The 26,988-nt window shown below is 46.7% G+C and carries 25 protein-coding genes; all 25 read right to left on the reverse strand.

Translation table 11 applies throughout. The annotated features are described in order from the left end of the window. Nucleotides 1-23 precede the first annotated feature (23 nt). On the reverse strand, nt 24-1,139 hold the full coding sequence (locus NST34_RS24595; protein WP_341059774.1) for a Nif3-like dinuclear metal center hexameric protein: 1,116 nt from the start codon (nt 1,137-1,139) through the stop codon (nt 24-26). Then, nucleotides 1,115-1,885 (reverse strand): tRNA (adenine(22)-N(1))-methyltransferase, encoded by a 771-nt coding sequence (locus NST34_RS24600; RefSeq protein WP_341129591.1) that lies wholly within the window; start codon nt 1,883-1,885, stop codon nt 1,115-1,117. Before NST34_RS24600 ends, NST34_RS24595 begins: the two co-directional genes overlap by 25 nt. A 5-nt stretch (nt 1,886-1,890) precedes the next feature. After that, nucleotides 1,891-2,715 (reverse strand): hypothetical protein, encoded by an 825-nt coding sequence (locus NST34_RS24605; protein ID WP_341128930.1) that lies wholly within the window; start codon nt 2,713-2,715, stop codon nt 1,891-1,893. Between the two features lie 106 nt (nt 2,716-2,821). Next, a complete protein-coding gene (rpoD, locus tag NST34_RS24610) occupies nt 2,822-3,955 on the reverse strand; it encodes an RNA polymerase sigma factor RpoD (protein WP_042130309.1) in 1,134 nt (377 codons plus the stop codon). 40 nt (nt 3,956-3,995) lie between these two features. After that, nucleotides 3,996-5,816, reverse strand: a complete 1,821-nt coding sequence (dnaG, locus tag NST34_RS24615) for a DNA primase (RefSeq protein ID WP_042190927.1) — start codon at nt 5,814-5,816, stop codon at nt 3,996-3,998. Between the two features lie 39 nt (nt 5,817-5,855). Beyond that, nucleotides 5,856-6,332 (reverse strand): YaiI/YqxD family protein, encoded by a 477-nt coding sequence (locus NST34_RS24620; RefSeq protein ID WP_042194373.1) that lies wholly within the window; start codon nt 6,330-6,332, stop codon nt 5,856-5,858. Between the two features lie 239 nt (nt 6,333-6,571). Continuing rightward, nucleotides 6,572-8,647 carry a glycine--tRNA ligase subunit beta gene (gene glyS / locus NST34_RS24625; protein ID WP_076284782.1) on the reverse strand — a complete coding sequence of 692 codons (2,076 nt, stop codon included), beginning with the start codon at nt 8,645-8,647 and terminating at the stop codon, nt 6,572-6,574. Beyond that, on the reverse strand, nt 8,640-9,527 hold the full coding sequence (gene glyQ, locus NST34_RS24630; protein WP_042130314.1) for a glycine--tRNA ligase subunit alpha: 888 nt from the start codon (nt 9,525-9,527) through the stop codon (nt 8,640-8,642). The genes glyS and glyQ overlap by 8 nt, the downstream gene beginning before the upstream one ends. Before the next feature lie 424 nt (nt 9,528-9,951). Continuing rightward, entirely contained in the window at nt 9,952-10,707 is a 756-nt protein-coding gene (recO, locus tag NST34_RS24635; protein WP_341128931.1) for a DNA repair protein RecO, read from the reverse strand. A gap of 36 nt (nt 10,708-10,743) precedes the next feature. Next, a complete protein-coding gene (locus NST34_RS24640) occupies nt 10,744-10,887 on the reverse strand; it encodes a YqzL family protein (RefSeq protein WP_076117313.1) in 144 nt (47 codons plus the stop codon). Nucleotides 10,888-10,999: 112 nt separating this feature from the next. Next, nucleotides 11,000-11,893, reverse strand: a complete 894-nt coding sequence (gene era, locus NST34_RS24645) for a GTPase Era (RefSeq protein WP_042190933.1) — start codon at nt 11,891-11,893, stop codon at nt 11,000-11,002. Between the two features lie 630 nt (nt 11,894-12,523). Beyond that, the gene (locus NST34_RS24650) at nt 12,524-12,943 is read right to left on the reverse strand and encodes a cytidine deaminase (protein WP_042130321.1); all 420 of its coding nucleotides are present in this window, start codon (nt 12,941-12,943) and stop codon (nt 12,524-12,526) included. A gap of 205 nt (nt 12,944-13,148) precedes the next feature. After that, nucleotides 13,149-13,544 carry a diacylglycerol kinase family protein gene (locus NST34_RS24655; protein ID WP_042190936.1) on the reverse strand — a complete coding sequence of 132 codons (396 nt, stop codon included), beginning with the start codon at nt 13,542-13,544 and terminating at the stop codon, nt 13,149-13,151. Then, the gene (gene ybeY / locus NST34_RS24660) at nt 13,544-14,041 is read right to left on the reverse strand and encodes an rRNA maturation RNase YbeY (RefSeq protein ID WP_076117315.1); all 498 of its coding nucleotides are present in this window, start codon (nt 14,039-14,041) and stop codon (nt 13,544-13,546) included. The genes NST34_RS24655 and ybeY overlap by 1 nt, the downstream gene beginning before the upstream one ends. Next, nucleotides 14,038-16,293, reverse strand: coding sequence for an HD family phosphohydrolase (locus NST34_RS24665; RefSeq protein WP_076284783.1), 2,256 nt, complete (start codon nt 16,291-16,293; stop codon nt 14,038-14,040). Before NST34_RS24665 ends, ybeY begins: the two co-directional genes overlap by 4 nt. Nucleotides 16,294-16,307: 14 nt before the next feature. Next, nucleotides 16,308-17,279: a PhoH family protein gene (locus NST34_RS24670; protein WP_042190944.1), complete on the reverse strand. Its 972-nt coding sequence runs from the start codon at nt 17,277-17,279 to the stop codon at nt 16,308-16,310. Between the two features lie 15 nt (nt 17,280-17,294). Further along, nucleotides 17,295-18,476, reverse strand: coding sequence for a sporulation protein YqfD (yqfD, locus tag NST34_RS24675; RefSeq protein WP_076284784.1), 1,182 nt, complete (start codon nt 18,474-18,476; stop codon nt 17,295-17,297). Beyond that, complete coding sequence (gene yqfC / locus NST34_RS24680) at nt 18,473-18,766, reverse strand: sporulation protein YqfC (RefSeq protein ID WP_060621997.1); 294 nt, start codon at nt 18,764-18,766, stop codon at nt 18,473-18,475. Before yqfC ends, yqfD begins: the two co-directional genes overlap by 4 nt. Nucleotides 18,767-18,937: 171 nt before the next feature. Beyond that, complete coding sequence (locus tag NST34_RS24685) at nt 18,938-19,489, reverse strand: hypothetical protein (protein WP_076299665.1); 552 nt, start codon at nt 19,487-19,489, stop codon at nt 18,938-18,940. A gap of 18 nt (nt 19,490-19,507) precedes the next feature. Beyond that, nucleotides 19,508-20,509 (reverse strand): flotillin-like protein FloA, encoded by a 1,002-nt coding sequence (floA, locus tag NST34_RS24690; RefSeq protein WP_042190951.1) that lies wholly within the window; start codon nt 20,507-20,509, stop codon nt 19,508-19,510. Nucleotides 20,510-20,572: 63 nt separating this feature from the next. Then, nucleotides 20,573-21,937 carry an NfeD family protein gene (locus tag NST34_RS24695; RefSeq protein WP_149647677.1) on the reverse strand — a complete coding sequence of 455 codons (1,365 nt, stop codon included), beginning with the start codon at nt 21,935-21,937 and terminating at the stop codon, nt 20,573-20,575. A 139-nt stretch (nt 21,938-22,076) separates the two neighbouring features. Next, entirely contained in the window at nt 22,077-22,520 is a 444-nt protein-coding gene (locus NST34_RS24700; RefSeq protein ID WP_042190953.1) for a GatB/YqeY domain-containing protein, read from the reverse strand. Between the two features lie 15 nt (nt 22,521-22,535). Then, nucleotides 22,536-22,709, reverse strand: coding sequence for a 30S ribosomal protein S21 (gene rpsU / locus NST34_RS24705; RefSeq protein WP_036657994.1), 174 nt, complete (start codon nt 22,707-22,709; stop codon nt 22,536-22,538). A 139-nt stretch (nt 22,710-22,848) separates the two neighbouring features. Continuing rightward, the gene (locus tag NST34_RS24710) at nt 22,849-23,208 is read right to left on the reverse strand and encodes a histidine triad nucleotide-binding protein (protein WP_042130338.1); all 360 of its coding nucleotides are present in this window, start codon (nt 23,206-23,208) and stop codon (nt 22,849-22,851) included. A gap of 366 nt (nt 23,209-23,574) precedes the next feature. Continuing rightward, on the reverse strand, nt 23,575-26,988 hold the full coding sequence (locus NST34_RS24715; RefSeq protein WP_341128932.1) for an AAA family ATPase: 3,414 nt from the start codon (nt 26,986-26,988) through the stop codon (nt 23,575-23,577).

Here is a 26,988-nt window from a genome sequence, read left to right on the forward strand (position 1 = left end):
ACAAGCATTATTAAATGGCAATTTTATAGGAACTTAAATGGCTCCGTATTCACCTGCGAAGCATGTACAGCTGTATCGTACTTATGCTCCACCAGTTTCCCAGTCATCCACTCTGCTACTTTCTCTTTCATGATCTTCTCTGCATTATGTCCTGGATCAATCAGAGTGATCCCAGCGAGCACGGCATCCTGTGCTGTATGGTAATCAAGATCTCCCGTAACCAACACATCCGCACCGCGGAAAATAGCACTGTTATAATACTTTCCACCCGAACCGCCGAGAACAGCCGCTTTACGAATTGGACGATCCAAATCACCCACAACACGTACATGGTCAACTTTCAGACCTTTTTTTACCGTCTCAACGAATTGCCCAAGTGTGGTAGGCTCTTTGAGCTTTCCAACCCGCCCAAGCCCTAAACTGCGGCCTTTAAGATCCATCGTGTACAAATCATAGGCAACCTCTTCATAAGGATGAGCCTTGAGCATAGCCTGTACCACTTTATTGCGGATACTCTGTGGCACGATTGTCTCAATACGGATCTCCTCAGCACGCTCCAGCTTCCCTTTTTCCCCGATATAAGGATCTGTGCCTTCTCCCGGAATAAAAGTCCCGTATCCCTCGATATTGAAGCTGCAATGACTATAGTTGCCGATTGCCCCTGCTCCTGCATTCAAAATGGCATCCAGTACCTTCTGATGATGATCCTTCGGCACAAACACAACCAGCTTTGACAATTGCTCGGAATGAATGTCTTTAATAGGCACTCCGTTCTCTATACCAAGAGCTTCCGCCATCCAATCGTTCATTCCACCTTCGGTAACATCCAGATTAGTATGACTGATGTATACCGCGATGTCATTTTTAATCAATTTTTCATACATTCGGCCCATTGGAGTGTCTGTTTGAATCCCTTGCAGCGGACGAAAAATAATCGCATGGTGGGCAATGATTAGATTACAGCCGAGACGAATTGCCTCTTCAACGACTTCATCGTTCACATCCAGTGCAACCAGTACATTGGTTATTTCTTTCTGTAAGGAACCTAGTTGCAGACCGACTTTGTCCCAATCTTCAGCTAAATGCTTTGGAGCCAGCTGCTCCATATATTGAATTACTGTTTGTCCTTTAGCAAGCATTGCAGCACCTCCGTAATCTCCTTGATCTGTTCTCGAATTAATTTTCGTTTATTCTCCGCAGATTCGAGTTCTGAACGTGACAATGAAGTAAGAATGCCTTCCAATTTTTGAACCTCTCCCTGCCATTTGGCAAAAAACACTTCATTCGGTGCTTGAATCAGAAAAGGTCCCATCTGTAACAAGGTCTCCTGACCACTAACCATACCGGAATCGCCTAACGTTACCTCTCGATATACATTGGCATTTGTAATTCCGGCACCTGCATCCTCTGGTACAGCTGTTAATACTTCATATAACTTGCCGTCTTCTTCCAGAATACTTTCAGCGGTAAGAACCCATTCATTATTTAACAGCCAGCGGCGCAAAATATCCTCGCCCACATTCGGTTGAAGTACCAGTGTTGTAACATCCTTAAGCTTGCCTTGACTCTGACCACGGTCTAAAATCGAGGCAATTAAAGCCCCTCCCATGCCAGCGATCGTGATACAATTAACTTCACCAGGTTCCAGTACCTCAAGGCCATCTCCTCGACGCACCGAGATTATCTTCCCTAGTCCGGCCTCTGCAACGCCCTTACAAGCAGCATCAAAGGGACCCGGGTTTACCTCACCTGCTACTGCGAATACAGCCTTACCGCTTTCTACAGCAGCCACAGGAAGCAGAGCATGATCAGAGCCGATGTCTGCCAACCTGCTTCCTTGCGGAATTTGTTCCAGCAATTGCTGAAGTCGATCTGATAATTTCACATTGTTCATGTTGCCACCCACGTTATCCATTTTTTTCGAAACAAGAACAGCAGGGCCAAGCCTACCGCAATTTTTAAAATTAGCATAAACGAAATCCACTGTGGATAATCCTGCCTCAATAAAAGAGCATCGAGTTCCGGCATCATCCATAGTGATACTCCCACTGCAAAAAAAACACTGGCAACGCCTTTAACTTTGTGATGTAATAGCCAGCTCAGCCACACCATCATTACACAGAGTGGAAGCCATAAGAGCTCAAGCTCTAGCATCGAAGCCTCAGGGCGTTTTCCACCGAAGAATCCCGCATATAATAAGGCCCAAAAAGCATAACCGCAATACTGCAGCAAGCCTATACGGAGCACAAATCCCAGAATGCACCATAACAAGCCACAAGCCCCAATCAGAATCGGTCTCCAGAACTGAGGATCAAGATCATGCAAAGCAATCAGCCATAGCCCAAAACCAAGCGATAACACACTGCCCAGCCCCGCCAGGATAAGACTAATAACATGATTTCGGTTCCTGTAAACCGCTGAGTATCCATAACAAATAATTAGTACGGATAGTGCTGTTGCAAGTTGCAAAGGCCAGGGAAAAACGCTAAAATAAAGACTAATCAAGAAAATCAAGGAAATAATTCCAAAACCAAACAGCCAAATTTTGATGTTTCCCTGCTGTAGATTCTTCAGCGAAATCGGATTTCTATCCTTCGCCGCAGCTTCATCATCATACAGGTTGGTTAAGAAGTCGCAATATTGCTCTGGTAGCAATCTGTTGTTTCTCCAATACTGAATCTCTTTTATAATAATTTCGCGTTTTTCCAAATTCACTGGCTCATCCTTCTTTCCAGATACACAGGGTCAGCACTTTTAGGGTCGTAATTCAAATAAAAGAACCTCCTGCTACTCAGCAGCAGAAGGTCCAGTTCATGAAATACTATTCAAGGAAATCCTTAAGCCGTTTACTGCGGCTAGGGTGACGAAGCTTACGCAATGCTTTAGCTTCAATCTGGCGAATCCGTTCGCGGGTAACGCCGAACACTTTGCCCACTTCTTCAAGTGTTCTCGTCCGGCCATCATCTAGGCCAAAACGCAGACGAAGTACATTCTCTTCACGCTCCGTGAGCGTGTCCAGTACATCCTCCAGCTGTTCCTTCAGCAGTTCATAAGCTGCTGCATCCGCAGGAGCCAAGGCTTCCTGATCCTCAATGAAATCTCCCAGATGAGAATCGTCTTCTTCACCGATCGGTGTTTCGAGCGATACTGGCTCTTGGGCAATCTTCATGATTTCTCTAACTTTCTCAACCGTCAGCTCCATCTCAGCCGCAATTTCCTCTGGCGAAGGTTCACGTCCCAGTTCTTGCAGCAATTGACGAGAGACACGAATCAGCTTGTTGATCGTCTCGACCATGTGTACAGGAATACGAATCGTACGTGCCTGATCCGCAATCGCGCGGGTAATGGCCTGACGAATCCACCAAGTTGCATACGTACTAAATTTGAACCCTTTGTTATGGTCAAATTTCTCTACCGCTTTGATCAGACCCATATTACCTTCCTGAATCAAATCAAGGAACAGCATACCGCGTCCAACATAACGTTTAGCAATACTTACTACAAGACGTAGGTTCGCTTCAGCGAGACGACGTTTGGCTTCCTCGTCACCATTCTTAATACGCATAGCAAGCTCTACTTCATCGTCAGCCGACAACAGCGGAACGCGTCCAATTTCTTTTAGATACATACGGACAGGGTCATTAATCTTAATCCCTGGCGGCAGTGACAAATCATCATCAAAGCTGAACTCATCGCCCTCTTTGTCTTCATTGTCCTCATTTGGCCGGAGGCTGTTAACCTCTTCATCGTTCTCGTTTACAACTTCAATCCCCAAATCACTGAGTTGTTCATAGAACTCCTCCATTTGCTCGGGGTCTTGATCAAACGGCGATAATTTCTCCATAATATCTTTGTATAGCAATGATGATCTTTTCTTGCCTTGCTCAATAAGCTGATCCTTAACCTGATCCAAAGTAAATTCTGCTTCCAATTCAGTATGCTGATCGTTCGCCATAATTCGACTCCCTCCTCCCTAGGTACATCCTGTCAACATTTCATTGTCTCTCTAGGGCTATAATCTCACTTGCTATTTGTGCCGCACGCAAAAAGTCACCTGACTTTTCCGCCTGAATCATCTCTTCACGCTTCTGATCCATCTTGCGCTGCAGTGGGTATTTCCGTACTTCACGGATACAATCATCCAGCACCTGCATATTCCAGTCTGGAGGTGTATCCATCATGGAAATTGATGTAGCAGTTTTCTCTAGACGATCATCCTGAAGCGATGATAGAAACCGACTAATGCCGGGTGGTTTGCCTTGCGCGTAATAGGCATATAGATAAGCGGCAATTGCCGCATGATCATCGATGTTGAAATCTTCTCCGAGGCGTTCGCCCACATACGTGGCAGCTTCCGGGTCCTGAATCATAAAGGACAGTAGACGCCGTTCCGCGACATGATAAGCGGGCAGCAAAGTTGGTGTCTGCACTTGCCCTTTTTTATGCCTACCATTATTCCACCTTTTGTCGTTATTATCCCCTTCAGGGATGTTTTTTTGCATCGATGCCCTAAGTAAATTACAATCCTGCTTCAAACTATCATATGAAAGTTCCAGCTCAGAAGCGATTTCCCTTAGGTAAACCTCTCTCTCGGTCGAGGAATGTAACGAAGCAATGACCTCCAAAGCTTCTTTGACGTAGGCAATTTTGCCATCTTCCTCTAGGAGTATATGGTTTTTTTTCAGATATATAAGCTTAAATTTTATGGATGAAACCGCTGAATCAATAACCTGATCCATAAACCTTTCTCCACCATGCATTGAGATGAATTCATCTGGATCGAGCCCGCTTGGCAGTAAGGCGATCTTTACACGCAAGCCACTGCCTTCAAGCATTGGAATGGACTTCATAGCAGCTGCTTGTCCTGCCCGGTCACCGTCATAAGACAGTACAATTTCATCGGCCAGACTCTTCATCAGTGCTACATGACTTTCAGTTAAAGATGTTCCCATTGTTGCTACACCGTTATGCACACCTGCTTCCCAGGCCGAAATGACATCTCCGTATCCTTCAAAGAGGACGATTTGCCGCGTTTTGCGGATGGATGCTTTGGACTGGTGCAAATTGTATAAAATCCGGCTTTTGTTAAACAATCTACTCTCTGGAGAATTAAGATACTTGGGTTGTCCTTCACCAAAAATTCTTCCGGCAAACGCAATCACCTTGCCTGTGCGGTTCGCAATCGGAAAAATAATCCGACCACGGAAACGGTCTATATAGCCTTTACCCTCACCTCGGGCAGACAAGAGTCCACCTTTCTCCATCTCAGCAAGGTCAAAATTCCGTTTCTCCAAAAATTGTAGCAAAGTATCCCAGCGGTCCGGAGCATATCCGATCTGAAACTGGTCAATCATTTTATCGCTGAAGTTCCGGGCTCTTAAATACTCCATTGCGGCTTTGCCGTGTTCCGTATTCTTCAGCAAGTAATGATAAAACTTTGCAGACCATTCATAAGCTTGAATCAACCGATCGCGTTCCGGATCAGGAGGAGACATTAGGCCTCCCTTACCTTCAGGAACGGGAATATCACTTTCTTCAGCCATTATTTTGACGGCTTCGGGGAAGGTTAATCCTTCGATTTCCATCCTAAATTTGATGGCATTTCCACCCATGCCGCAGCCAAAGCAATGAAATACTCCCCGGTCGGGGGTAACTGTAAAGGAAGGGGTTTTCTCCGAATGGAACGGGCAGAGGCCCCATAAATATTTCCCCTGCTTGGACAAATGGACTACCTTACCGACTGTATCGACAATATCATGACGTGCAAGCACGCTTTCGATAACTTCTTCCGGAATATTCCCGTGTCCGCTAGCCACTTCAACCACCTTCAATTCTTAACAAATAAATATAATTCGCTATTGCTCCACATTCTCCTGCAAAAGTATTAAAAGTTTTGTCATTTTATGTTGAAAATATATTTTTTCTTCTGCCGTTATAGGTTTTGGACCCTTAGAATAATGTCCCCGTCTTCGTTCCACGGCCCTGGCATGCCTGCCTTCCAACATAAAATCCATTTTGGAATCGTCATATTCCTGGCCACGAAAAGAAAGAACACTGCAACGTTTCCCGAGCGCAAGTGCTGCGAGACCATAGTCCCCAGTCAATACCACATCTCCAGCAGAAATATGATTGGCAATATATAGATCGGCGCTCTGATCTCCCCGGTCCACCTGCACAACCGTTACACCCTCTTCAGCTTTCAGTGCATGGTCATAAGAAGATACCATCAGTACCGGCACACCAAAGGCACGGCCAACTTCAGCAATCTCTTTTTTGACCGGACAAGCATCCCCATCCACGACTATAGTTCTAGACCGGGACTTCTTCTCCATGATCATCACCAATTTCCCGTGTAATATATATACGCCCTTACCGCAAGAAATCCTTCTTTCTATGCATAAATACGGAACGGATGTCAAATGACGCATTGGCACCGTTCCGTATATTTATACCCCAAACCAACATTCTATACCATAAGACACAAACTTTTCTTATAGATGTTGTTCAAAAAGCTGTCCTTTGATCAAATGTCGAATCTTGAATTCAGCCGGGAACTCCGGTGCTCAGTCGTTTACCAAACGAGCTTGCCAAAATCAGCAAACGCCTTGGAGTCAGCATCAATACCAGCTAGCAAAGCTAAACGGTTAGCACGTACCTGCTCATCCTCTGCCATAACCATAACGGAATCGAAAAATGCTGTAACAGCATCTTTTAGACCCGAGAGAATACGGAGTGCTTCTTCGGCATTATTCGCGGACATCGCTTCAAGATACGGTGTGTGTAATTCCTGCCATGTCTTGTACAGCTTCAGCTCAGCATCTTCTTTAAGTAAAGAAGGATCAATCACTTCGCTGGTTGCTTTAGCTGCCAAATTACTGACACGAGTGAGTGAATCTACTGTAATTTTAAAGTCTGCTTGGTCTAACACAGCACCCATAAGCGCACGGCTTCTGCCCACAACATCTACCACGTTGTCAAAGCCAGCTGCTGTAACAGCGTCCACAACATCATAGCGTACATTGTCGGATAAAAGTCGTTTAACACGCAGACCGAAGAACTCGTACAGGTTTATACGTAGTTCATCGTCAGAATGTTTCGAATTCCCTGAATTTTTATGAATTTCAATCGCTGCTTCAAAAATCTCGCGCAGCGTAATCGGCAATTTATGCTCCAGCACGATTTGAACAATCCCTGCAGCCTGGCGACGCAGTGCGTAAGGATCCTGTGAGCCTGTTGGGATTATACCGATAGAGAAGCAACCTACAATCGTATCGATCTTGTCCGCAATGCTGACAACTGAACCGGCATCTGTCGATGGTACTGCATCACCCGCGAACCTTGGCTGATAATGCTCAAAGATTGCTTTTGCCACAGTTTCAGGTTCTCCTGCTTTGCGTGCATAATCTTCACCCATGGTGCCTTGAAGTTCTGGGAATTCATAAACCATTTGAGTCACAAGGTCGAATTTGCAAATATCAGCAGTCCGACTTACTTCAGAAAGGGTTATATCAGACAATCCCAACTTTACAGCAAGACGATCGGAGATTTGGCGAATACGACGCACTTTATCTCCAACACTGCCAAGCTCTTCATGGTAGACGATATTCTCCAATTTGGCTAGTGCATCATCAATCTTCATCTTTTGATCTTCTTGATAGAAGAATTTGGCATCTGATAGACGAGCACGGAGTACCTTCTCATTACCCTTAGCAATAACATCCAAAGATACTGCATTCCCGTTACGCACCGTTACGAAGAAAGGTAGAAGTTTGCCCGCTGCATCAAATACCGGGAAATACCGCTGATGCTCACGCATCGAAGTAATCAGCACATCCTGTGGAATGTTCAAGAAAGATGGGTCGAAGGTTCCGAACAACACGGTTGGTGTTTCAACTAGGAACAGTACTTCCTCCAAAAGATCCTCTTTGATCGCAATCGTCCAGCTTTTTTCTTCAGCCAATTGATTGATTTGTTTCAGGATCAATTCTTCCCGTTCCTTCACGTCTACAAGGACATGCTGCGCACGCATGCTCTCAACATATTGTGCAGGCTCCGAAATTACAGTCTCTGTACCCAGAAAACGATGTCCACGGCTCACATTACCCGCTTTTACATCCGTAATTTCCAAATCAATAATATCTTTCCCGAAAAGAGCAACTAACCAGCGGATCGGACGCACGAATTTAAAATCGTAAGCTCCCCAACGCATGTTTTTCGGAAAAGTCATCGCATTTACAATCCCTAAAAGACCTTCAGAAAGCAACGAAGCTGTCTCTACCCCAGCACTATTTCTAGTAGCATAGATATACTCAACTCCAGCAAGCTCTTTGAACGTAAATTGCTCCGGAGATACACCCTGACTACGGGCAAACCCTAAAGCAGCTTTGCTCCAGTCCCCGTTTGCATCCAGTGCGATTTTGCGTGATGGTCCTTTGACTTCTTCGCTGATATCCTCTTGCTTCTCAGCCGCATCCTTAACAAAAACAGCGAGACGACGTGGCGTTGCATAAGCAGTAACTCCAGCATAGGTAATCCGTGCAGAATCCAACCACTTGGATGTTCTATCTTGCAGCTGTTCCATCGCAGCGCGGATAAAACGTGCAGGAATTTCCTCCAGACCGATCTCAAACAGGATATCTTTAGACACGGTCAGCACCTTCTTTCTTCAGCAGCGGGAAGCCAAGCTTCTCGCGTTCCTCAAGATATGTTGCCGCTACAGAGCGGGCAAGATTACGCACTCGGGTAATAAATCCAGTCCGTTCAGTAACACTGATGGCTCCACGTGCATCCAGCAAATTAAAGCTATGTGAGCATTTCAACACGTAATCGTAGGCAGGGAACACAAGATGCTGCTCCATCGCTCTACGCGCTTCTTCTTCGTACATGTTGAACAGTGAAAATAGCATTTTTACATCAGATACTTCAAAGGTGTAAGTAGAATGTTCAAACTCCGGTTGATGAAAAACATCACCATAAGTCATGCCGCTAACCCATTCAAGATCAAATACATTTTCTTTATCTTGAATGTAGGATGCTAGCCGCTCCATTCCGTAAGTAATTTCTACGGCAACTGGATTGGCCTCAATTCCACCGACCTGTTGGAAGTACGTAAACTGAGTGATTTCCATACCATCTAGCCATACTTCCCATCCTAGACCTGCACAACCCAGTGAAGGGTTCTCCCAGTTATCCTCAACAAAACGGATATCATGCAAGAGCGGATCAATGCCGAGTGCTTTCAAACTATCCAAGTAAATCTCTTGAATGTTATCAGGCGATGGTTTGATAATGACTTGAAATTGATGATGCTGATACAGACGGTTCGGATTCTCTCCATAACGTCCATCGGATGGGCGACGTGAAGGCTCTACGTACGCAACTCTCCATGGTTCAGGACCTAGTGAGCGTAAAAATGTCATAGGGTTCATCGTGCCGGCGCCTTTTTCAGTGTCATAAGGCTGTACGATAATACAGTTCTGTTCAGCCCAGAACTGCTGCAGCGTCAAAATCATCTGCTGAAAGTTCATAATACCGTCTCCTTCGCTTTACAAGTTTTTAGTTCATCTTGCTTAAAACTTCTTACCATGGAGGCGGCATTTTTCGCTCCTGACAGCAACAAAAAACCCCCGCCCCCATGCCTGATTAACAGACATAGGGACGAGAGCTTAACTTATTCTCCCGCGGTTCCACCCTACTTGATTCCAACCCTTGATTCAGCAATATCACTTGCTAAAGACAAGAACGAAATCCACTTTCATTCGCCGTATCCGTACTCCCGGGTGCCATGTTCATGAACATTGTCCCGCCAGGCTCTCACTACCCCCAGCTCGCTGAATCGCGACAATATCGCTCATTACTTTCCCGATCAATGCACGTTCTCCCGAAGTCGAGCAAAACGGCGATAATCTTATAATTAAACTGTTCCTATAGTAACGGAAAAATCAGATTTCGTCAAATCTTGTACTTGTCGAGCTGATCCAGGAAATTCTGTGATTTTAGCTTTAATCCAAGCTGCACATCCATAAAGGCACGCATAATTTTTTTTAGCTCATCACGGCTGCTTTCTTTGACATCCACATTCCCTAATCTAGTTAGATCAAGTCTGGCGAATAAGCGTAGTAATTTCAACGCACGAGCAGAGACCTCCATTGCTGGAGGATCATTATATTTACAGCTGCGGCAGAGTGCTCCACCAAGGCGAGGGCTTATCAGCAGTTGTTCATCAGGCTTTTCTGCTCCACATATCACACAGGTGTCGAACTCTGGACCATAACCGGCTGCTTGCAAAATCTTCATTTCATAAACATTTATGATAACTCCAGGTTCCTTATCTTCTTCAAGTGCGTTCAAGCAGGCCGTAAGCTGGCGAAACCAGAAGCTCCCCGTCTCCTCATCATGCAGGACTTTATCAAGCAGTTCACAAGCGTATGATGCATATGCTGCTTTAATCAAATCCTCACGCAGAGGGTGGTGAGACTTCGTGATCTCGCCGGAATTCAGCGTTCCAAGACCTCCGTTATTTCTAAAAAAAACAAATTCCCCGACGGTGAACAGCTGGATCAGGGCAGCATGGCGGCTCTTAACCTTCTTAGCACCTCGTACCAGAACTCCTACTTTCCCGGCGTTCTCGGTGCAAAGCGTAATAATTGCGTTCCCCTCGCCGTAGTCCATGCTGCGGATGACGATCCCTTCCACCCTGTGTAGCATGCCTCTTCCCCCAACCATTCGGCAAGCAACCAGTCCTTATTGCGCTTCTTCATCACAGACCTTCTCTTCTTCCACTAGCTGTAATCCACTGTCTTCAAGTGGATAGCCAGCTTCCTTGTATAGCAGGTAAGCATCGACGTCTCCTGTCATTGCAAAATACTTCCACGAAAAGTTTCGCATTCGTATTCATCCTTTCTTGGGAAAGACGATGTCTCTTCAAGAATTAGGATGTGCGATGAGCCAGGTTCTATCCTTGCAATTCCTGCCAAACGAGGAATGACGGATAAAGATCTTAAAGGTCTTTATGGAAGCCCAAATCCCGCAGAACGCGGTCCTGATTACGCCAGTCTTTTTTCACTTTTACCCATAGCTCCAGAAAAATCTTCGAACCCAAAAGGTTCTCAATGTCTGTCCGAGCACGTCTGCCAACCTCTTTCAGCAGCGCACCTTGCTTACCGATAATGATCCCCTTCTGAGAATCACGTTCAACAAAAATAACGGCAGACACATGCACCACACCATTCGGCTCAACCCTCATATCTTCGATAGCCACAGCAATGGAATGCGGTACTTCTTCGCGCGTCAAATGCAGAATCTTCTCACGAATTAGTTCTGCGCACACAAATTGCTCAGGGTGATCCGTAATTTGATCTTCTGGGTAGTATTGCGGACCTTCTGGTAAATACTTAGCGACTTGCTCTAACAGCGTGTTAACATTGCTACCCATCTTAGCAGAAATTGGAATGATTTCAGCAAAGTTATGCAGCTTGTTATACTGAGCCATAAGTGGGAGCAATGCTTCCGGCTCTATTTTATCGATCTTGTTCAGTACAAGAATAACTGGCGTCTTAAGTCCGTTTAATTGCTCAGCAATGTATCGGTCTCCACCGCCCAAACCATCTGCAGCATCCACAAGGAACAGCACAGCCTCAACTTCACCCAGCGTGCTCATTGCAGTTTGGTTCATGTAGTCGCCTAGCTTGGACTGTCTTTTATGAATACCTGGTGTGTCCAGGAACACGATTTGCGAATTATTCGTTGTATAGACCCCATGGATTTTGTTTCTAGTGGTCTGTGGCTTATCCGACATGATTGCAATCTTCTGTCCAATAACCTGGTTCATGAGTGTCGATTTGCCTACGTTCGGTCTGCCGATAATTGCGACAAAGCCTGATTTGAATTTCATATTATCTTCCTTCCATACTTTCCTTCTAGTTCAATCTTTTTCAATCATTCAATCTTTTTTAAAGCTTTTTCGATCCCCCTAAATCCCCCTTAGCCAAGGGGGACCCCAAGGGCCCCGGCCCTCTGGACACCCGGAAATAGGCGTACCTGCAACGTTCGGCGGGATTGAAACGGTCGTGCATGAGCGCTTTCGTCCCCTATCGGGGACACGCTTCACTGTCGCTTATTCACACGGTTCGCATTAAGCTCACCATGGATAAAGATTACTGAGATGATTGGCTTTAGGCTGTGTTACAAGTAACCTTACGTAATTAGAATCGCTGGCGGCGTTGCCGCGGCGCTTACCTCGTAATGTTACTCTAACAACACATAATTTGCACGATTTTAGCCTAACTTGATTGTTAGCGCACACTTTTAATTGTATTTTGTACAACTAATTTGAGTTTGAGTTATGCTTTTGGTGTTTTAATTGCATTCTGTGCAACTAAGTTCTACCTCAAAAGCCAAATGTGGATTAAAGCGTAAATTTAATTGTATATTCTGCAACTAAATTAGGCTTGGACCGAAATAGTGGCAGTTTAATTGTATATAATGCAACTAAAGTAGCTTAACACTCAACAATGAGCTAAATTTATTCTGGAGCTTGTCCTTGCTTCAGATCTACGGGACCAAAAGCGCCGGGAAGTAATTCTCCCACCGTCGTTTCAACAATATCGCCCTTCATGTTTCCAAGGATAACCTTCATGTCGGGTGAACACAACTCGATCATAACTTGGCGGCATACACCACAAGGAGATACGGGGCCATCGGAATCGGCAACAACGGCAATTGCCTTGAAAGAACCGATAGCATGACCGTCAGCGATGGCACGGAATAACGCGGTGCGCTCTGCACAATTGGTTGGGCCAAAAGCAGCATTTTCTACATTACATCCGTGATGAATATGACCATCCTGATCAAGAAGGGCGGCTCCAACTCCGAATCGGGAGTAAGGAATATATGCCTTAGCACGTGCTTTAATCGCTTCTTGCATAAGAAGAGCGGAATCCATATTTGGGTCCTCCTAAAGTTTTGTTAGCGCTACATCGTGGAATCACTTCGTACAAAACTTGCTTCGAAAGCATCCACTTAGTTTTGTTAGCAATACTTCATTGAATTTTCTTCGTACAAAACTCGCTTCCTAAACATCCAGTAACCAAAGAGGCGGAATCGCAAAACGCGGGTCCGCCTCTCCCCTGAATTGAATTGTAACCTGATTATGACATAAGTCCGGTAATCCAGTCCATCACCGGGTGGTAAAAAACATAGACCCCGACTAAGACAGCAAACACCGCCGTAAGAAGCACAGCTCCTGCGGCGGTATCTTTTGCTCTCTTAGCCAGTGGGTGAATCTCCGGCGAGATCAAGTCTACCGTCGCTTCAATTGCTGTATTGAGCAACTCGGCGGTTAAGACAAGCGTGATTGAGAAGAGCAGCAACATCCAACTGGCCAGCGGAAGTCTGAACACGGCAGCGGCAACAAGTACAACCACAGCCAAACAGCAATGCACCTTCATGTTAAGCTCGGATTTGAATGCCGATACGATACCTTGCGATGCAAACCGAAAAGAGTGCCAGAACTTCTTATGTCCTACCGCCGTGTTCTTCACCATTAGCGAGTCAACCCAACCTGAGCTAGTACTTTCTCTTGCTTAGACATCATTTCAGCCTCTGAAGCTTCATCCTGATGATCATATCCTAACAAATGCAGAAATCCGTGCACAAAGAGGAAACCAAGCTCACGCTCCAGCGAATGACCATATTCCTGCGCTTGCTCCTGAGCACGAGTTACGGAAATGATGATATCTCCCAGTACATCCGGAACATCTTCCAGCGCTTCGCCTTCTTCTACTTCGTATATAATGTCCAGCTCGTCCTCTCCGCTTTCATTCATCGCAAAAGAAAGTACGTCCGTCGGACGGTCAATTCCCCGGTATTCCAAGTTCAACTCATGAATACGAGTGTTATCGACAAAAGTAAGCGCAACCTCTCCCTGATCGATCCCTTCCGCCTCACCTGCTTTTTGCAAAATGCTCTCCAGCAGTGCTATGAGATCGTCCTTTATCTCGTATTCTTCTTGCTCGTTATCCCAAACGATCTCCAAACTCATGGGTTAGCTGCCCCTTCCTCTTTTTTCGGCTTACGCACATCTTCTGGGTATTCGATCCGTGAATGGAAAATCCCCATGACCGTTTCTTTCAGCGTCCGTGCAATAATGTCCAATTCTTTAATCGTTAAATCACATTCGTCAAACTGATGATCATCCAGTCGACTTTTAATAATTTTCTCAATCATCGTTTCCACCTGAAGGACGGTTGGTTTGCGCAAGGATCGCACCGCAGCTTCAACACTGTCGGCAATTCCTACAACAGCCGATTCCTTCGACTGGGCTTTCGGGCCAGGATAACGGAAATCTTCCTCGGTAAAATCAGGCTCTACACCTTTTTCTTCCGCCAGCTTCAGGGCTTTATGGTAAAAATAATGCAGGAACGTCGTCCCATGATGCTGCTCAGCAATATCACGAATCGGTTTGGGCAGCTTATATTCTCGTTGCATCTCCACCCCATCGCGGGCGTGAGCTACAATGATAGATTTACTAAGCTTCGGTTCAATAGAATCATGTGGGTTTTCCATATTATTCTGATTTTCAATAAAATAAAACGGACGTTTTGTTTTACCAATATCATGATAATACGATCCTACCCGGCACAATAGGCCGTCTGCTCCAATCGCTTCTGCGGCCGCTTCTGACAAGTTACCTACCATTACGCTATGGTGATAGGTTCCTGGTGTTTCCGTAAGAAGCTTGCGCAATAAGGGATGGTTCGGATTAGACAACTCTACCAGCTTCAGGGCAGATAGAATACCAAAGGTAGCTTCAAAGAAAGGCATCAGACCAATCACAAGCACTGCAGTCAAAAGTCCACTCGCAAAAGCAAAACCAACGGCATACAGCGTGCTTACATCTTTCCATTCACCACCAGCTAAGAGGGTCAGCATAAAGACGGTCACACAGCCAAAAAGGGATACCATAATCCCGCCTTTTAATAATGTGGAACGCTGGCCTGCACGATGAGTGGCAAAAATAGCTACATAACAAACAACAATTGAAAAGAAGCCAAAGGTAAAATCAAACACCGAATTCTGCTGAACATTCAAAATGATACTGGCGAGTATACTGATCAGAATAGAACAGAAATACGCTAATGTCATATCCAGAAGCATGGTAATCAGCATAGCACCAATGGCTACTGGAGCCAGATACCCGAGATAGGAATGGACATCCGTCTGCAAAATTGCGGTCAACCGCATGGAGATGATCGTAATAACAAACACAAGCACCAGCATTAATAACTGGGAATTATTATACTTGAAGCCCGCAGTTCCGCCAGAGTAACGGATAAACACCATCAGACCCGCAGATAGCATGGTAGCAAGTAATAGCAATCCAACCTGAGGCCAATAGTTGACCTCATTGCTTAGCAGGCCATTCTCATCCAATAGGGCGTACAGCTCAGGGGTGATTTTTTGCCCTTTAGCGACAAGAACCTCCCCTTGCTCAATAAACACATCAGGTGTGTTCTCACGAGCCTGTACCTTCGCTTCCTTCGTTGCATCTTCGTCATAGAACTTATTGCTTGTAATAACGAGCCGGACTAACTCTTGCACAACCTCACGCGCCGTACGCTGACTCAGAGAGCTGATACTGACCTGCTCCGCCACTTTGGCGCGCGCAGTCTGGGCGTCCGTGATTTGATCGTTCATCAGCCTAGTCACAATATCACGAGCGACAGGCTTCATTTCGATAATGTCCTGAGAGGTCAGTCGCGGAATCTTAATGTAAGTTTCATCTGGAATGACATAGGTCTGCTCTTTTATGACAGATTGCATTTCCTCCAAAAGATGATCGGAATAAGTACCTGCACCCCGATTTGAGGCTATGAAATTCAAAATAAAATCATTGGCTCTCTGCGGGATCTCATCACGATAAATCTCAGTCTTATCGCTTTGCGAAATCAAATCATCCTGATTCAGACGATCAATCCGGTCCAGCAGCGATGTCACAAGATTATCGGCCCTCATCGGGATAATTTTATACTTTGGAGATACACCTTCGGCCGCTTCTTCCGCCGCCTTTAGTGTTGCCTTCTTGTCCAAAATTTGCTTAGGCGCTGTTATCTCCTTCGCGCTGAGCGTATTCTCTTTAATATCGTACCGCTTAGGTAGTAGATCGGGCGACAGGCTGAAGTAGAACACAAGTCCGAGTAACAGGAAAAGAGCATAGCGTGTCGCCGCGCTATACTTCCATCCGTTGTTCGTATATACAAATCCGCTTAATTTAGATGGTTGCTTTGAAGCCATGAAGACAATCCCCTTTATTGGAGGTTTTCGGCAGAGCGGTCATAGGCAACGATAATTTTCTGCACCAGGGAATGCCGTACTACATCCTGCTCCGCAAAATAAACAAAACCGAGTTCTTCTATGCCGGATAAAATCGCTTTAGCCTCAATCAAACCGGATTTCTTGCCGCGAGGCAGGTCAATCTGGGTAACGTCACCCGTAATCACCATTTTGGACCCGAAGCCGAGTCGAGTCAAAAACATTTTCATTTGCTCGGGCGTTGTATTCTGGGCTTCATCCAAAATAATAAATGAATCATCCAGCGTACGACCACGCATATAAGCGAGCGGAGCAATTTCAATCAATCCCCGTTCAAGTGCCTTAGCCACCTGATCGGGCCCCATAACGTCGTATAAGGCGTCATATAACGGACGAAGGTATGGATCTACCTTTTCTTGCAAATCCCCTGGGAGGAACCCTAGACTTTCTCCTGCTTCTACTGCTGGGCGCGTAAGAATGATACGCTTAACAGAACCTTCTTTAAGTGCCGTAACTGCAAGCACTACCGCCAAGTAGGTCTTACCCGTTCCTGCAGGACCGATTCCGAATACAATATCACGCTTCTTGATCGTTGTCACATAATGCTTCTGGCCAATCGTTTTGACACGGATAGGCTTTCCACGAAAAGTTGTTGTAATTTCTCCCTTGAACAAATCGAGCAATTGATCGACCCGAAAGTCTTTCGCCAGCTCCACAGCGTACTGCACATCACGTTCAGTAAGTATGTAACCGCTCCGAATGAGGGACAGCAACACATTAAACAATTGTCCCAGCATGTCTACTTCCCGCTCCGCACCACGTATCGTTAACTCTGCTTCACGGGAATCAATAATAGCAGGAATTTCACTCTCGATGATTTTTAGGAATCCATCTTGCGGGCCGAACAGCGATTGCGCTTCTCCCGCATTTTGCAAAGTAATACGAATGCTTGCAGTCTGTTCTGACAAGTAGCCTCATTCTCCTCAATTGTTTACTATTGGCAGTTCTTCGGAAATTTTTTCTTCTACTTCAAAGATCACTTTCATATAAACTTTACCATTCTCTTTCTTCTCATGCAAAACTTTTTGACTTTTGATGACGCTATCAACGCCATAACGCGCCAAAATATCATTCTTCGCTCGCTCTATTCCCTTTTCAAATCCAGCCTCTGGAGTTAATGTCTCACTTGTTTCACTAATCTCCATTTCTTTCTCAGTCATTAGGCCCAGCGGCAGCTTAATGGACCGCCAGGACAGCGGATCGTGCTCAGTAAGTGTTCGTGATTTCTCAAAAGGAGAATCGCCATAACCCCATAGCTGGATAGCCCATTTACCAAGCACCAGATAGGTTCGATCTTTACGCTCCCCTGTATATGAGCTATTTGTTGTTGTAAGAGGCACTTCTATATTGTATTCATGCCACACTAGACCCTTAACCTCACCTTTAGCCACCACGTACTGTACATTCTCTTCGTCGCCTAAAGCACCCGAGATCAGGATATCCCCTTTTTTAACCCGTGAGTTACGCGCTACAACCGGTCTGCCCTGCTCCGCATATATTTCAGTTACCACCGCATCTGTTCTGCTAATCAAATGCCGCTGACTAAGTAGAGGTTTGATATCCGGCTGTTTAGATTCTACCACCTGAATTTTAATGCTCGTCCCCGTCCGCTGCACCCCTATCCATGAAACGCCGGGTAATTGGGCTAGGAGCCCCTTAGAGAGCTTGTCCGGCTCATCCAGACGCCATATCCATTGAAAAGGATACACCCCCTCCTGGCGAGCAGCTGCCAATATATCCTCAGAGGCAATTTTTTCATTCCCCTCGACTCTAATGCTCCATACCATCGTGGATAACATAAAGAGCATAATCCCGAATACTAATATTCCCATGCCAAAAAATTTACGTTTCCAAAGCCGCGCCATCAAAAAAGGCAGTCCGCTTCTTCCTGTAACGTGCATCCGACAGCCTGTCTTCTTTAAAATCGGACGGAGGACATAAAAATCATTCAGAAGCAGCTTAAGGGAAGCGCCGCCCTCCGCGGGCCTCACATCCCAAATCACTATACCTGCTTCAGAAATGACATTAATGAATCTCTCCACCTGAGGCCCCGTCACATGCAGTGTAACGAATCCCCGCAGTGATGAAAGAGGTGGTTCCTTCATGATTTCCCCTCGCTTTCTTTATATCTGATCTCTCCGATAATGCCTTCTACCGCCAGCTCCTGACCAAGAATATTGCGAATGACAAGATCCTCGCCTGTGATTTCAAGCGATCCTTTAGCTAACGCGAGCTTAAGCTGGCCTGAGGAAAAATGCAGCACGCCGCGATGATTCTCGATATACAGTTCCTTATTGCCGATCAGGGTGATCCGGGGCATTTCCTGTAGTAAGTCCTGTGGTAAATCCAACACCCCGTTTGTCCATCCCCGCAGCCTGCGGCCAATACGGGTCATAAGTAGACGCTCCCCCTTCCTGCCTTCTGTACACCTTATGCGGCAACGCTTTTGTTTATGAGAAGAACTCATAAAGGAGCACCTTTCAAGTATAAAAAACATAAAAAAAGCCTCAGCTTTCCTATCGTTAAGATAAGAAAGCTAAGGCTTAATTGTTTACTTGACCGAAAATTACGATCTTCGGGAGGAATGCGGCTGGCGAGCACGCGGAGGTCCTAGAATCTCCGCCCAAACCACACCATTACGCAGCTCATCCCTATTCCCTGTTCTATTTGACTGAACATCTGTATCAGGGGATGAACTCTTCGTCTTCTTCGACCTGGGATCTGCTCCAGCTATTCCATCAAAAGCAGATTGAAGACGCCGCACCTCTTCCTGCATTCTTTGTGTGCGTAACTCAACTCCGTCATCAGCATGCTCCAAAGACATACCTTCTCCAGTAGAATAATCTGGTGTCGGGATGTACGCAGGCTCTGGAAAGGCAGGTGATGCGTCATACTCACGGGAGGATGTAGTAACAGGAGCAGGAAACCCGCTACCAGACAGTTCTGGCTGATCTCTGTTCCCGTCTACATCCTTATTACGGTGGAGAGGATTCCCGTCTCCTCCACCAAAGGTCGGCATCCCTCCGCGTGTAGTACCTTTGGGTTTGTTCTTCGTAGCTTTGTTCACATTGGATACAATCGCGAAGATAATAACCGCAACAATATAGATCCAGCTCATGGAGATTCACATCCCCTTTTATTTATTATTGTTAGGACGGTTATTGTCGTCCTGATCATTCATTTTGCCGAGGGAACCGCGCATTTGGGTATCCGCCTCGATATTTTTGATGTTCATGTAGTCCATCACACCGATTTGACCATTTCTGAGTGCCTCAGCCATCGCCATAGGCACCTGAGATTCAGCTTCCACAACCAGCGCCTTCATCTCAACTACACGTGCTTTCATCTCTTGCTCATGAGCGACAGCCATTGCTCTGCGTTCTTCTGCCTTAGCTTGTGCAATACGTTTATCCGCTTCTGCTTGTTCGGTTTGAAGATACGCACCGATGTTCTTGCCTACATCGATATCCGCAATATCAATAGAGAGGATCTCAAAAGCAGTACCTGAATCCAGACCTTTGGACAATACCGTCCGAGAAATCAAATCCGGGTTTTCCAAGACATCTTTATGTGAATCACTTGAACCTACTGTCGTTACAATCCCTTCACCAACACGGGCAATGATTGTTTCTTCACCCGCACCACCCACGAGACGGTCGATATTGGCACGTACAGTTACACGTGCTTTTACCTTAACTTCAATCCCGTTTTTAGCGACAGCCGCAACAACTGGTGTTTCAATTACACGAGGGTTAACGCTCATTTGCACAGCCTGAAGCACATCGCGTCCTGCAAGATCAATAGCCGCTGCGCGTGTAAATTCCAAAGGAATATCTGCACGTTGTGCTGCAATAAGCGCATTAACCACCCGGTCTACGTTACCACCTGCGAGATAGTGGCTCTCCAGTTGATTAATATTCAGTCCAAGACCTGCCTTAGTCGCTTTAATCATTGGATTAACGATTCGACTTGGTGTTACACGACGCAGTCTCATCGCTACTAGGGTAATAATACTAATCCTAACCCCTGACGCCAGTGCAGAAATCCAGAGCATGACCGGGAAGAAGCTTAAAAAGACACTCAACAAAATGACTACGACTACCGCAATCAACAAAAAAGTAATTAAAGATGCTTCCATAACTTTACAACCTCCAGTAAATTATTGTGGAGCTACTATTCGCCATACCCTTTATCTTTTACCTTATTCCTTAATTTCCTTCACCACAATCCGTCCGCCCTCAACTTTTACAACAGAGACCGGTGCATTAACGCTAATAAAGCTGCCTTCAGTAACGACATCTACTCGCTCGCCGCCAATCATAGCCGTTCCGGATGGACGAAGTGGAGTAATACTGTTTCCTATAGCTCCAACTAAGCTTAACTTCTCTTCAACAGGTACAAATCCCTGATCTTTAGAGAGCGTATCCTTTAAAATAAACCTATTCCAAATTCCACGTTCTTTAAATGCGACAGCCACAATCACAATGACTACTGTTGCAGCCGCGAATGCGATACCGAGACTAAACAATGCATGTGTGAAGCTGTATGCTGCGCGTACGACACCTGCCACAAGGCTCACGGAACCAAGTATCCCCAATATCCCAAAGCTCGGCACGAATAGCTCCAGCACAAGCATGACAAGTCCGATTATGAACAAAAGCCAAGTCTCTGATCCGGCAAACCCTGCTACAGAATTTCCGAAAAAATATAAAACAAAGGCTAATGTCCCAATAATCCCAGGTGCACCGAAGCCCGGAACGATCAACTCAATCACAATGCCTGTGATCCCGATGAATAGCAAAATCGTCATAATAATCGGATTCGTCAGAAATTGCGACATTTTCTCGGCACCCGTATGCTCCACACGAAAAATGTCATCTGTAGTATAACCTAACCAAGTAATCGCCTCTTCTGGAGTGGTTGTAATTTGATCAGCATAACCAGCTTTTAAAGCTTCGTCACTAGACAAGGCAATAATTTCGCCCTGCGCTTTAGATACGCCAAGATCTGGCTTATCCACAACCAAATTACTATCGACCATTCCCGCAGCAATATCAGGATCACGCTCATTTAGAGCAGCGGCTCCAATCATTTTTGATTTCCAGTAGGAGACCATCTTCGCGTCATCTACTTTCTGGCCGCTACTATCTACTAGAGATGCAGAACCGATCATGCTGCCCGGCTTCATGATGATTGCACCTGCGTTAAGTGCTATGTAACTGCCTGCGGAAGCGGCATCACCTTTAATAAAAGCAGCCGTAGGTATGTCACTATCTCTTACCATCGTCCCAATCTGTTCTGCTGAACTCACCAGTCCACCCGGTGTATCCACCTCCAGTACAATTAGAACCGCTCCATAATTAGCAGCTTCTGCGAACCCTCTTTCCAAAAAGCTTTGCAAACCTCTTTCAATTTTCTGATCAACCGGAATAATAAACACAGGGCCTTTCTTCATCTCACCATTCGCAGCCTTTGGTGCTTTTGGTACCGTTACATCAGCGCTGACGTTCGGGATAAACGGCGTTAAGAGCAATAGCAGTAAAACAACTGGAATGCTGGCTAACATAATTTTCCGTAATCTTTTCAATGTTTTTACCTCCCTTCTTCAACTTGACCCGGGACACATAAACTTTATTACGTTGTAAGCGTAATTACGTTTCAAAACAAAGAAAAGCACCCCTTTTACAAGGGGTGCTGGCGCTATATTATTGCAGAAATTGCTGAACCGCTTGGTTCACGAGTTTACCATCGGCGCGACCTTTGACCTTAGGCATCAGTGCGCTCATGACCTTACCCATTTCACTTTTCGAAGAAGCACCGGTTTCCTGGATGGTCTGCTGTACAATTGCTTTAATTTCTTCTTCGGAAAGTTGCTCGGGAAGATACTTAATAATAATCTCGATTTCTGCCTTCGTACTCGCGGCAAGCTCGTCGCGACCCGCTGATTCAAATTCTTGGAGGGCATCTTTGCGCTGTTTGATTTCACGACTAAGGATATCAAGCACTTCGTTGTCGTCCAATGTTCTCTTCAAATCTATTTCAAGATACTTTATTGTAGAACGAACCATTCGAATCGTGGAGAGCGTGAACTTGTCCTTACTCTTCATCGCTTGCTTCATATCTTCGTTCAATCTCTCGCTAAGATTCATGCGTGGGTAATCCTCCTAAAACTTTCTCTTACGAGCAGCCTCAGACTTCAGCTTTTTCTTAACGCTTGGCTTTTCGTAATGTTTGCGTTTCTTCACCTCAGCCAAGACACCATCTTTTGCGATGGAACGTTTAAAGCGACGAAGTGCAGCATCAATTGTCTCGTTTTTGCGAACTTTCGTTTCAGACACAGTTTCCCCTCCCTCCGACCATACCGTCCAAGAGCATAACACGGTTTATCAAATTCCATTATAGGTCAAACGGAAATATGGTGTCAACCTTCGTGTTATTCTTTTTTTCTGGCAAGTTCTTCAACATTTAATGATTGTACTATGCGTGAGAAGCTGAGTTTCCTGTGAGAGCTCCCAGCTTGGCCCCACCAAGCAAGTGATAATGAAGATGAGGCACAGCTTGTCCACTATCTGGACCACAATTATTGATCAAACGATAACCAGATTCGGCAATCCCAAGGTCGATAGCGATCTGTTGCGCTACACTGTGAATTTCTGCAATTAGCGGAAGATCCTCAGGTGTGACATCATTCATGGAAGCAATGAACTTCTTTGGAATGATCAACACATGTACCGGTGCAGCCGGCTCGATGTCGTAGAATGCAAGAATACGTTCGTTCTCAAATACTTTTTTGGAAGGAATAGTACCCTCAATAATTTTGCTAAACACGGTCTCCATAGAGTGCTTGCCTCCTAAAAATTGGTGAAATTCCACTTCATCATAAGATAATCATACAGGATAATCACCAATTACGAAAGACGCTAGAAGATTCAACATCCACACTCTAAAACTGTATCTATTACAGAATGAAATCCGTTTACAAATGAAGTTGAGCTATATATATACCCGTAGGGCCTAAAAAGGCAAAAAAAAGAGAAACACCCTTCACAGCTTATAAAGCTGATTCGGCGGCGGACGTATGAAAAGGAGTACATTCCCGGTCATACGTCCGCCGAGGTGTTTCTAAAGTAATGTCGGCTTAGCTGTATTATAACAGCGCGTTGATGCTGTATCTGTGATATCGATCACACAGTTTAAAATGCTTCACATTTTTTCCAAAAGGATACGAGATCCCCCTCCACCTTGTTCAGCAGGAACTACCACCAGCTTGCGCGGTAACCTTGCACGAAGCTCTGGAACGTGGCTGATAATACCGACAGACAGCTGGTCATTATGCAACCTTTCAAGTGAAGTAATCACTGTATCCAGCAGCTCTGGGTCGAGAGTACCAAACCCTTCATCCAAGAAGAAAAATTGTAACGGATATTGCCCACGCAGCTGGATCTGAGCTGAAAGAGCAAGTGCCAGCGAAAGGGATGTTAGGAAGGTCTCTCCACCAGACAGGGTTGAGACAGGTCTTCTCACCCCGCCGTTCCCGTCATCACGGATCACAAAGCCGCCACCCGAATCAACCTCCAATGCATAACGCTGCTTACTCAGGAATCGAAGCCGCTGGGAAGCGGACTGACACACCTGCATCAATTGTTCCTCAGCAATGTACTCAACAAAGGCGTTCCCACGTAAGACCGTCTGTAGTTTGGAGAGTTGATCTTGCATAGAAGCGTGCTCAATCCGCTTAGCTTCGAGCTCCATCCAGCGAATATGTCGATGCCGCAGGTCCTCCAGATCACGCTCTGCACGTGCTCTTGACTGAAGAGATACTTCATCCTCAGCCTTGCTTTCTCTTAAGATCCCCTGACTTTCTTGCCATTCTTCTTCACTTAAGCTGGCTCCGTCAAGCTTCTCTTCAATATTTCGCAGTTGCAACGAGACCTCAGCTTCTTCGGCACGATGAGCACGTACGCGGGAATAAGCCATTTCCCTTGCTTCGGATGTGAGCGCTGCTCCTTCAACCTCAGTGGCTGAACTAAACGGTGAAGAAGCCAAGCTTTGTTCCCAATGACTGGTAGCTGCTACGTAATGTTCACGCGCAGATTCCGCAGCCTGGCGAGTAATCGCTGCTTCCTTAACCTCATGCTGAGCCTTCTCCGTCGCTGCGAGATGTGACTGCTTGCTTGTCTCCAGAGCAGTTAACAATTCCTGCAGACGTCCTTCACATTCCGCTAGAAGAGGAGCAGCAGCACGACCATTCGTCCACTCCAGTAGACGCTGTTCTTTTTCACGCTGCAATTCTTCCTTGCCTTCGATCTGTGTGATCCACTGAGCCAGCTCTTTATCCAGCCCCGTTATGGTCTCTTGAAGGTTCTGCACTGAAGTACTTTTCTCCTCCAGAAACTTGACACTGATATCAAGTCGAGATCTAATTTCTTCAGCTTGTGCATCCTTAGCTAACAGATCACGGTAAGCTTGTTCCACTTCTCCAGGTGCCATATCCGGGAACTGCTGTGTCCAGTTCTGCCGTAGAGCCGTTAGCTGGGCGCTGAGTTCCTCAGCTTTGGCAGCAATTCCTTCTACCCAGCTCCGTTCACCTGCGACAGCTGCCGCTTCTTTGAGGCACAGTTGCTGGACCTCCTGCATCGATTGCTGCCACTGTACCGCAGTTCGGCGTACTTCACCTGACTGTCCTTTTAATCCCAAATGTGCAGCTTCAAGTTCTGCCAAGGCTTTTTCATCTGGAATGATTAAATCGGTGGAAGTAACTGCACTACTTACTTCTGAACCTGCAGCTGCAGGGTGATTTGCCGCTTCGATGACTTCATTTCCAAATACCTGCTCCAGCCATACTTGATCCTGTTCGCGAAGACCACGGAACAGATGACGAGCTTCCAAAGCCCGTCTAGACAATGTTCGGACTTGCTGAAGCTTCATTTCCAGTTCTTGCTGCTCTAAGCTATCCTGCAATAATGCAGGTGAAGGATGATGCTCGCTGCCGCATACAGGGCAGGGTTGTCCTTCTTCCAGCTCCTTAGCTAGTGCTAACGATAATCTGTGAAGCTCTTGATCCTTCATAGCCGCTTCCAAAGTGCTGACATGTTGCTCCAGGCGCTCCGCTGCGGCGCGCGCAGCTTCTTCTGTCGCCAGCAGCTTCTCTTGATGCAGCGCCGCCTCGCGGATCAGTTGCCCGCGAGCAGCTTCCTGCAGCTCGCGACGGCCCTCGGCCTCCGCGAGTCGCGCCTGCGCAGCCGCAAGTGCAGCGGCACGCTCGCGGCGCTCCTTCTCCGCCTTATCCCACTGGGATTCGGCGGAGTGCAGCCCTTGCAGTCTCTGCATCGCTTCTTGCAGAGACTGCCGCTCCTGGGAGCGGACACCTAGCGGCTGCAAGCTCTGCTGCAGCTCTTGCTGGCGCTTTTGGCCCTTGGCCAAAAGCTCACGCTCCCGGGCCATTCCCTCCCGCAGCTCCGCCAGCTTGCGGGAGGCCTCTTCGCGGCGCTCGCGCAGAGCCGCGAGTTCGCGCCGTAGGCCGCCGAGCTCGGACTCGAGCTCGAGCGCGCGGCGGTAGGTGCCGGCCCCCTCCCGGAGGGCCGGCTCTTCCGCCGCAAGTGCGGCCTGCGCAGCAGCCGCGACGGCAGCGGCATGCGCCGCCTCCTGCTCGGCGGCGGCGGCCAGCACCTCTTGGCCCTCCGCGCGGGCCAATCGGCTCTTAAAGGCTTCTTCCGCGCTGCGCCATGCTTTCAGCGCGGGAAGCCTTGCCTCGGCCTCGTCAGCTTGGCCGAGCTTCTGTTCAAGGAGGAGAATCTCCTCCTCCTTGGCGAGCAGCCCCTGCCGCTGTAACTCGCGGCGGGTCCGTTCCTCTTGGAGCTCGCGTATACGCGCGAAACGCTCCGAGACCTGCAGCGCCGCTTCCAGCTTTCGGCGGCATTCCGCAGCATAAAGGGTGGCCTGCTCGAGGCGCTCAGCTGCTGCCTCTACATCCCCTTTTCCTGCGCTGCCAAGACCCTGCTGCTCCGCTTCCAGCGCGCGGAGCGCAGCCTCATTCTCCTTCACCCGGCGGCTAAGCTTAATTGCCAGCTGATCGCCATACTGTTCCAGATGGAACAGGCGTTGCAGCATTTGCCGGCGATCTACGCCACGAAGTGATAAGAATTCGGCAAATTTCCCCTGCGGCAATACAACCGCTCGCGTGAAGTCATCCATTTTAAGACCAATATGCTCTTCCACGCAGCGCGTAACATCTGCGAGCTTATCCGCCATAACATTATCACCGTCAGGTGTGATTTCAATGAAACGGCTAATCGTGTTGCTGACAGTTTGTTCACCAGTCCGCTTGAACTTCCTTTCAACACGATAACGATGTGCCCCCGCGGAAGAAGTGAGCTCAAAGGTAAACGCCACGCTAAGTGTATCCTCAGAGTGATTCATAATCCCCTGTGTTCCGTTAACGGCACGTTCCACTTTCCCGTACATTGCCAAAGTAATAGCATCCAGCAAGCTAGACTTGCCGCTGCCCGTAGGTCCAAAAATCCCAAACAGACCCGTCTCACACAGACTTTCAAAATCTATTTCTTGCATTTCTCTATAACTCTGTAAACCTGCTACTTTTAATAGAATAGGCTTCAC

Source organism: Paenibacillus sp. FSL H7-0714 (assembly GCF_038003765.1).
GTDB lineage: Bacteria > Bacillota > Bacilli > Paenibacillales > Paenibacillaceae > Paenibacillus_AQ.

Bases quoted from the DNA above. Each gene is read 5' to 3' on its own strand.
- NST34_RS24595 (WP_341059774.1), bottom strand. From the start codon at position 1,139: ATGCTTGCTAAAGGACAAACAGTAATTCAATATATGGAGCAGCTGGCT.
- rpoD (WP_042130309.1), bottom strand. From the start codon at position 3,955: ATGGCGAACGATCAGCATACTGAATTGGAAGCAGAATTTACTTTGGAT.
- NST34_RS24620 (WP_042194373.1), bottom strand. From the start codon at position 6,332: ATGGAGAAGAAGTCCCGGTCTAGAACTATAGTCGTGGATGGGGATGCT.
- glyQ (WP_042130314.1), bottom strand. From the start codon at position 9,527: ATGAACTTTCAGCAGATGATTTTGACGCTGCAGCAGTTCTGGGCTGAA.
- recO (WP_341128931.1), bottom strand. From the start codon at position 10,707: ATGCTACACAGGGTGGAAGGGATCGTCATCCGCAGCATGGACTACGGC.
- NST34_RS24640 (WP_076117313.1), bottom strand. From the start codon at position 10,887: ATGCGAAACTTTTCGTGGAAGTATTTTGCAATGACAGGAGACGTCGAT.
- era (WP_042190933.1), bottom strand. From the start codon at position 11,893: ATGAAATTCAAATCAGGCTTTGTCGCAATTATCGGCAGACCGAACGTA.
- NST34_RS24650 (WP_042130321.1), bottom strand. From the start codon at position 12,943: ATGGATTCCGCTCTTCTTATGCAAGAAGCGATTAAAGCACGTGCTAAG.
- NST34_RS24655 (WP_042190936.1), bottom strand. From the start codon at position 13,544: ATGGTGAAGAACACGGCGGTAGGACATAAGAAGTTCTGGCACTCTTTT.
- ybeY (WP_076117315.1), bottom strand. From the start codon at position 14,041: ATGAGTTTGGAGATCGTTTGGGATAACGAGCAAGAAGAATACGAGATA.
- NST34_RS24665 (WP_076284783.1), bottom strand. From the start codon at position 16,293: ATGGCTTCAAAGCAACCATCTAAATTAAGCGGATTTGTATATACGAAC.
- yqfD (WP_076284784.1), bottom strand. From the start codon at position 18,476: ATGAAGGAACCACCTCTTTCATCACTGCGGGGATTCGTTACACTGCAT.
- yqfC (WP_060621997.1), bottom strand. From the start codon at position 18,766: ATGACCCGTATTGGCCGCAGGCTGCGGGGATGGACAAACGGGGTGTTG.
- NST34_RS24685 (WP_076299665.1), bottom strand. From the start codon at position 19,489: ATGAGCTGGATCTATATTGTTGCGGTTATTATCTTCGCGATTGTATCC.
- floA (WP_042190951.1), bottom strand. From the start codon at position 20,509: ATGGAAGCATCTTTAATTACTTTTTTGTTGATTGCGGTAGTCGTAGTC.
- NST34_RS24695 (WP_149647677.1), bottom strand. From the start codon at position 21,937: ATGTTAGCCAGCATTCCAGTTGTTTTACTGCTATTGCTCTTAACGCCG.
- NST34_RS24700 (WP_042190953.1), bottom strand. From the start codon at position 22,520: ATGAATCTTAGCGAGAGATTGAACGAAGATATGAAGCAAGCGATGAAG.
- NST34_RS24710 (WP_042130338.1), bottom strand. From the start codon at position 23,208: ATGGAGACCGTGTTTAGCAAAATTATTGAGGGTACTATTCCTTCCAAA.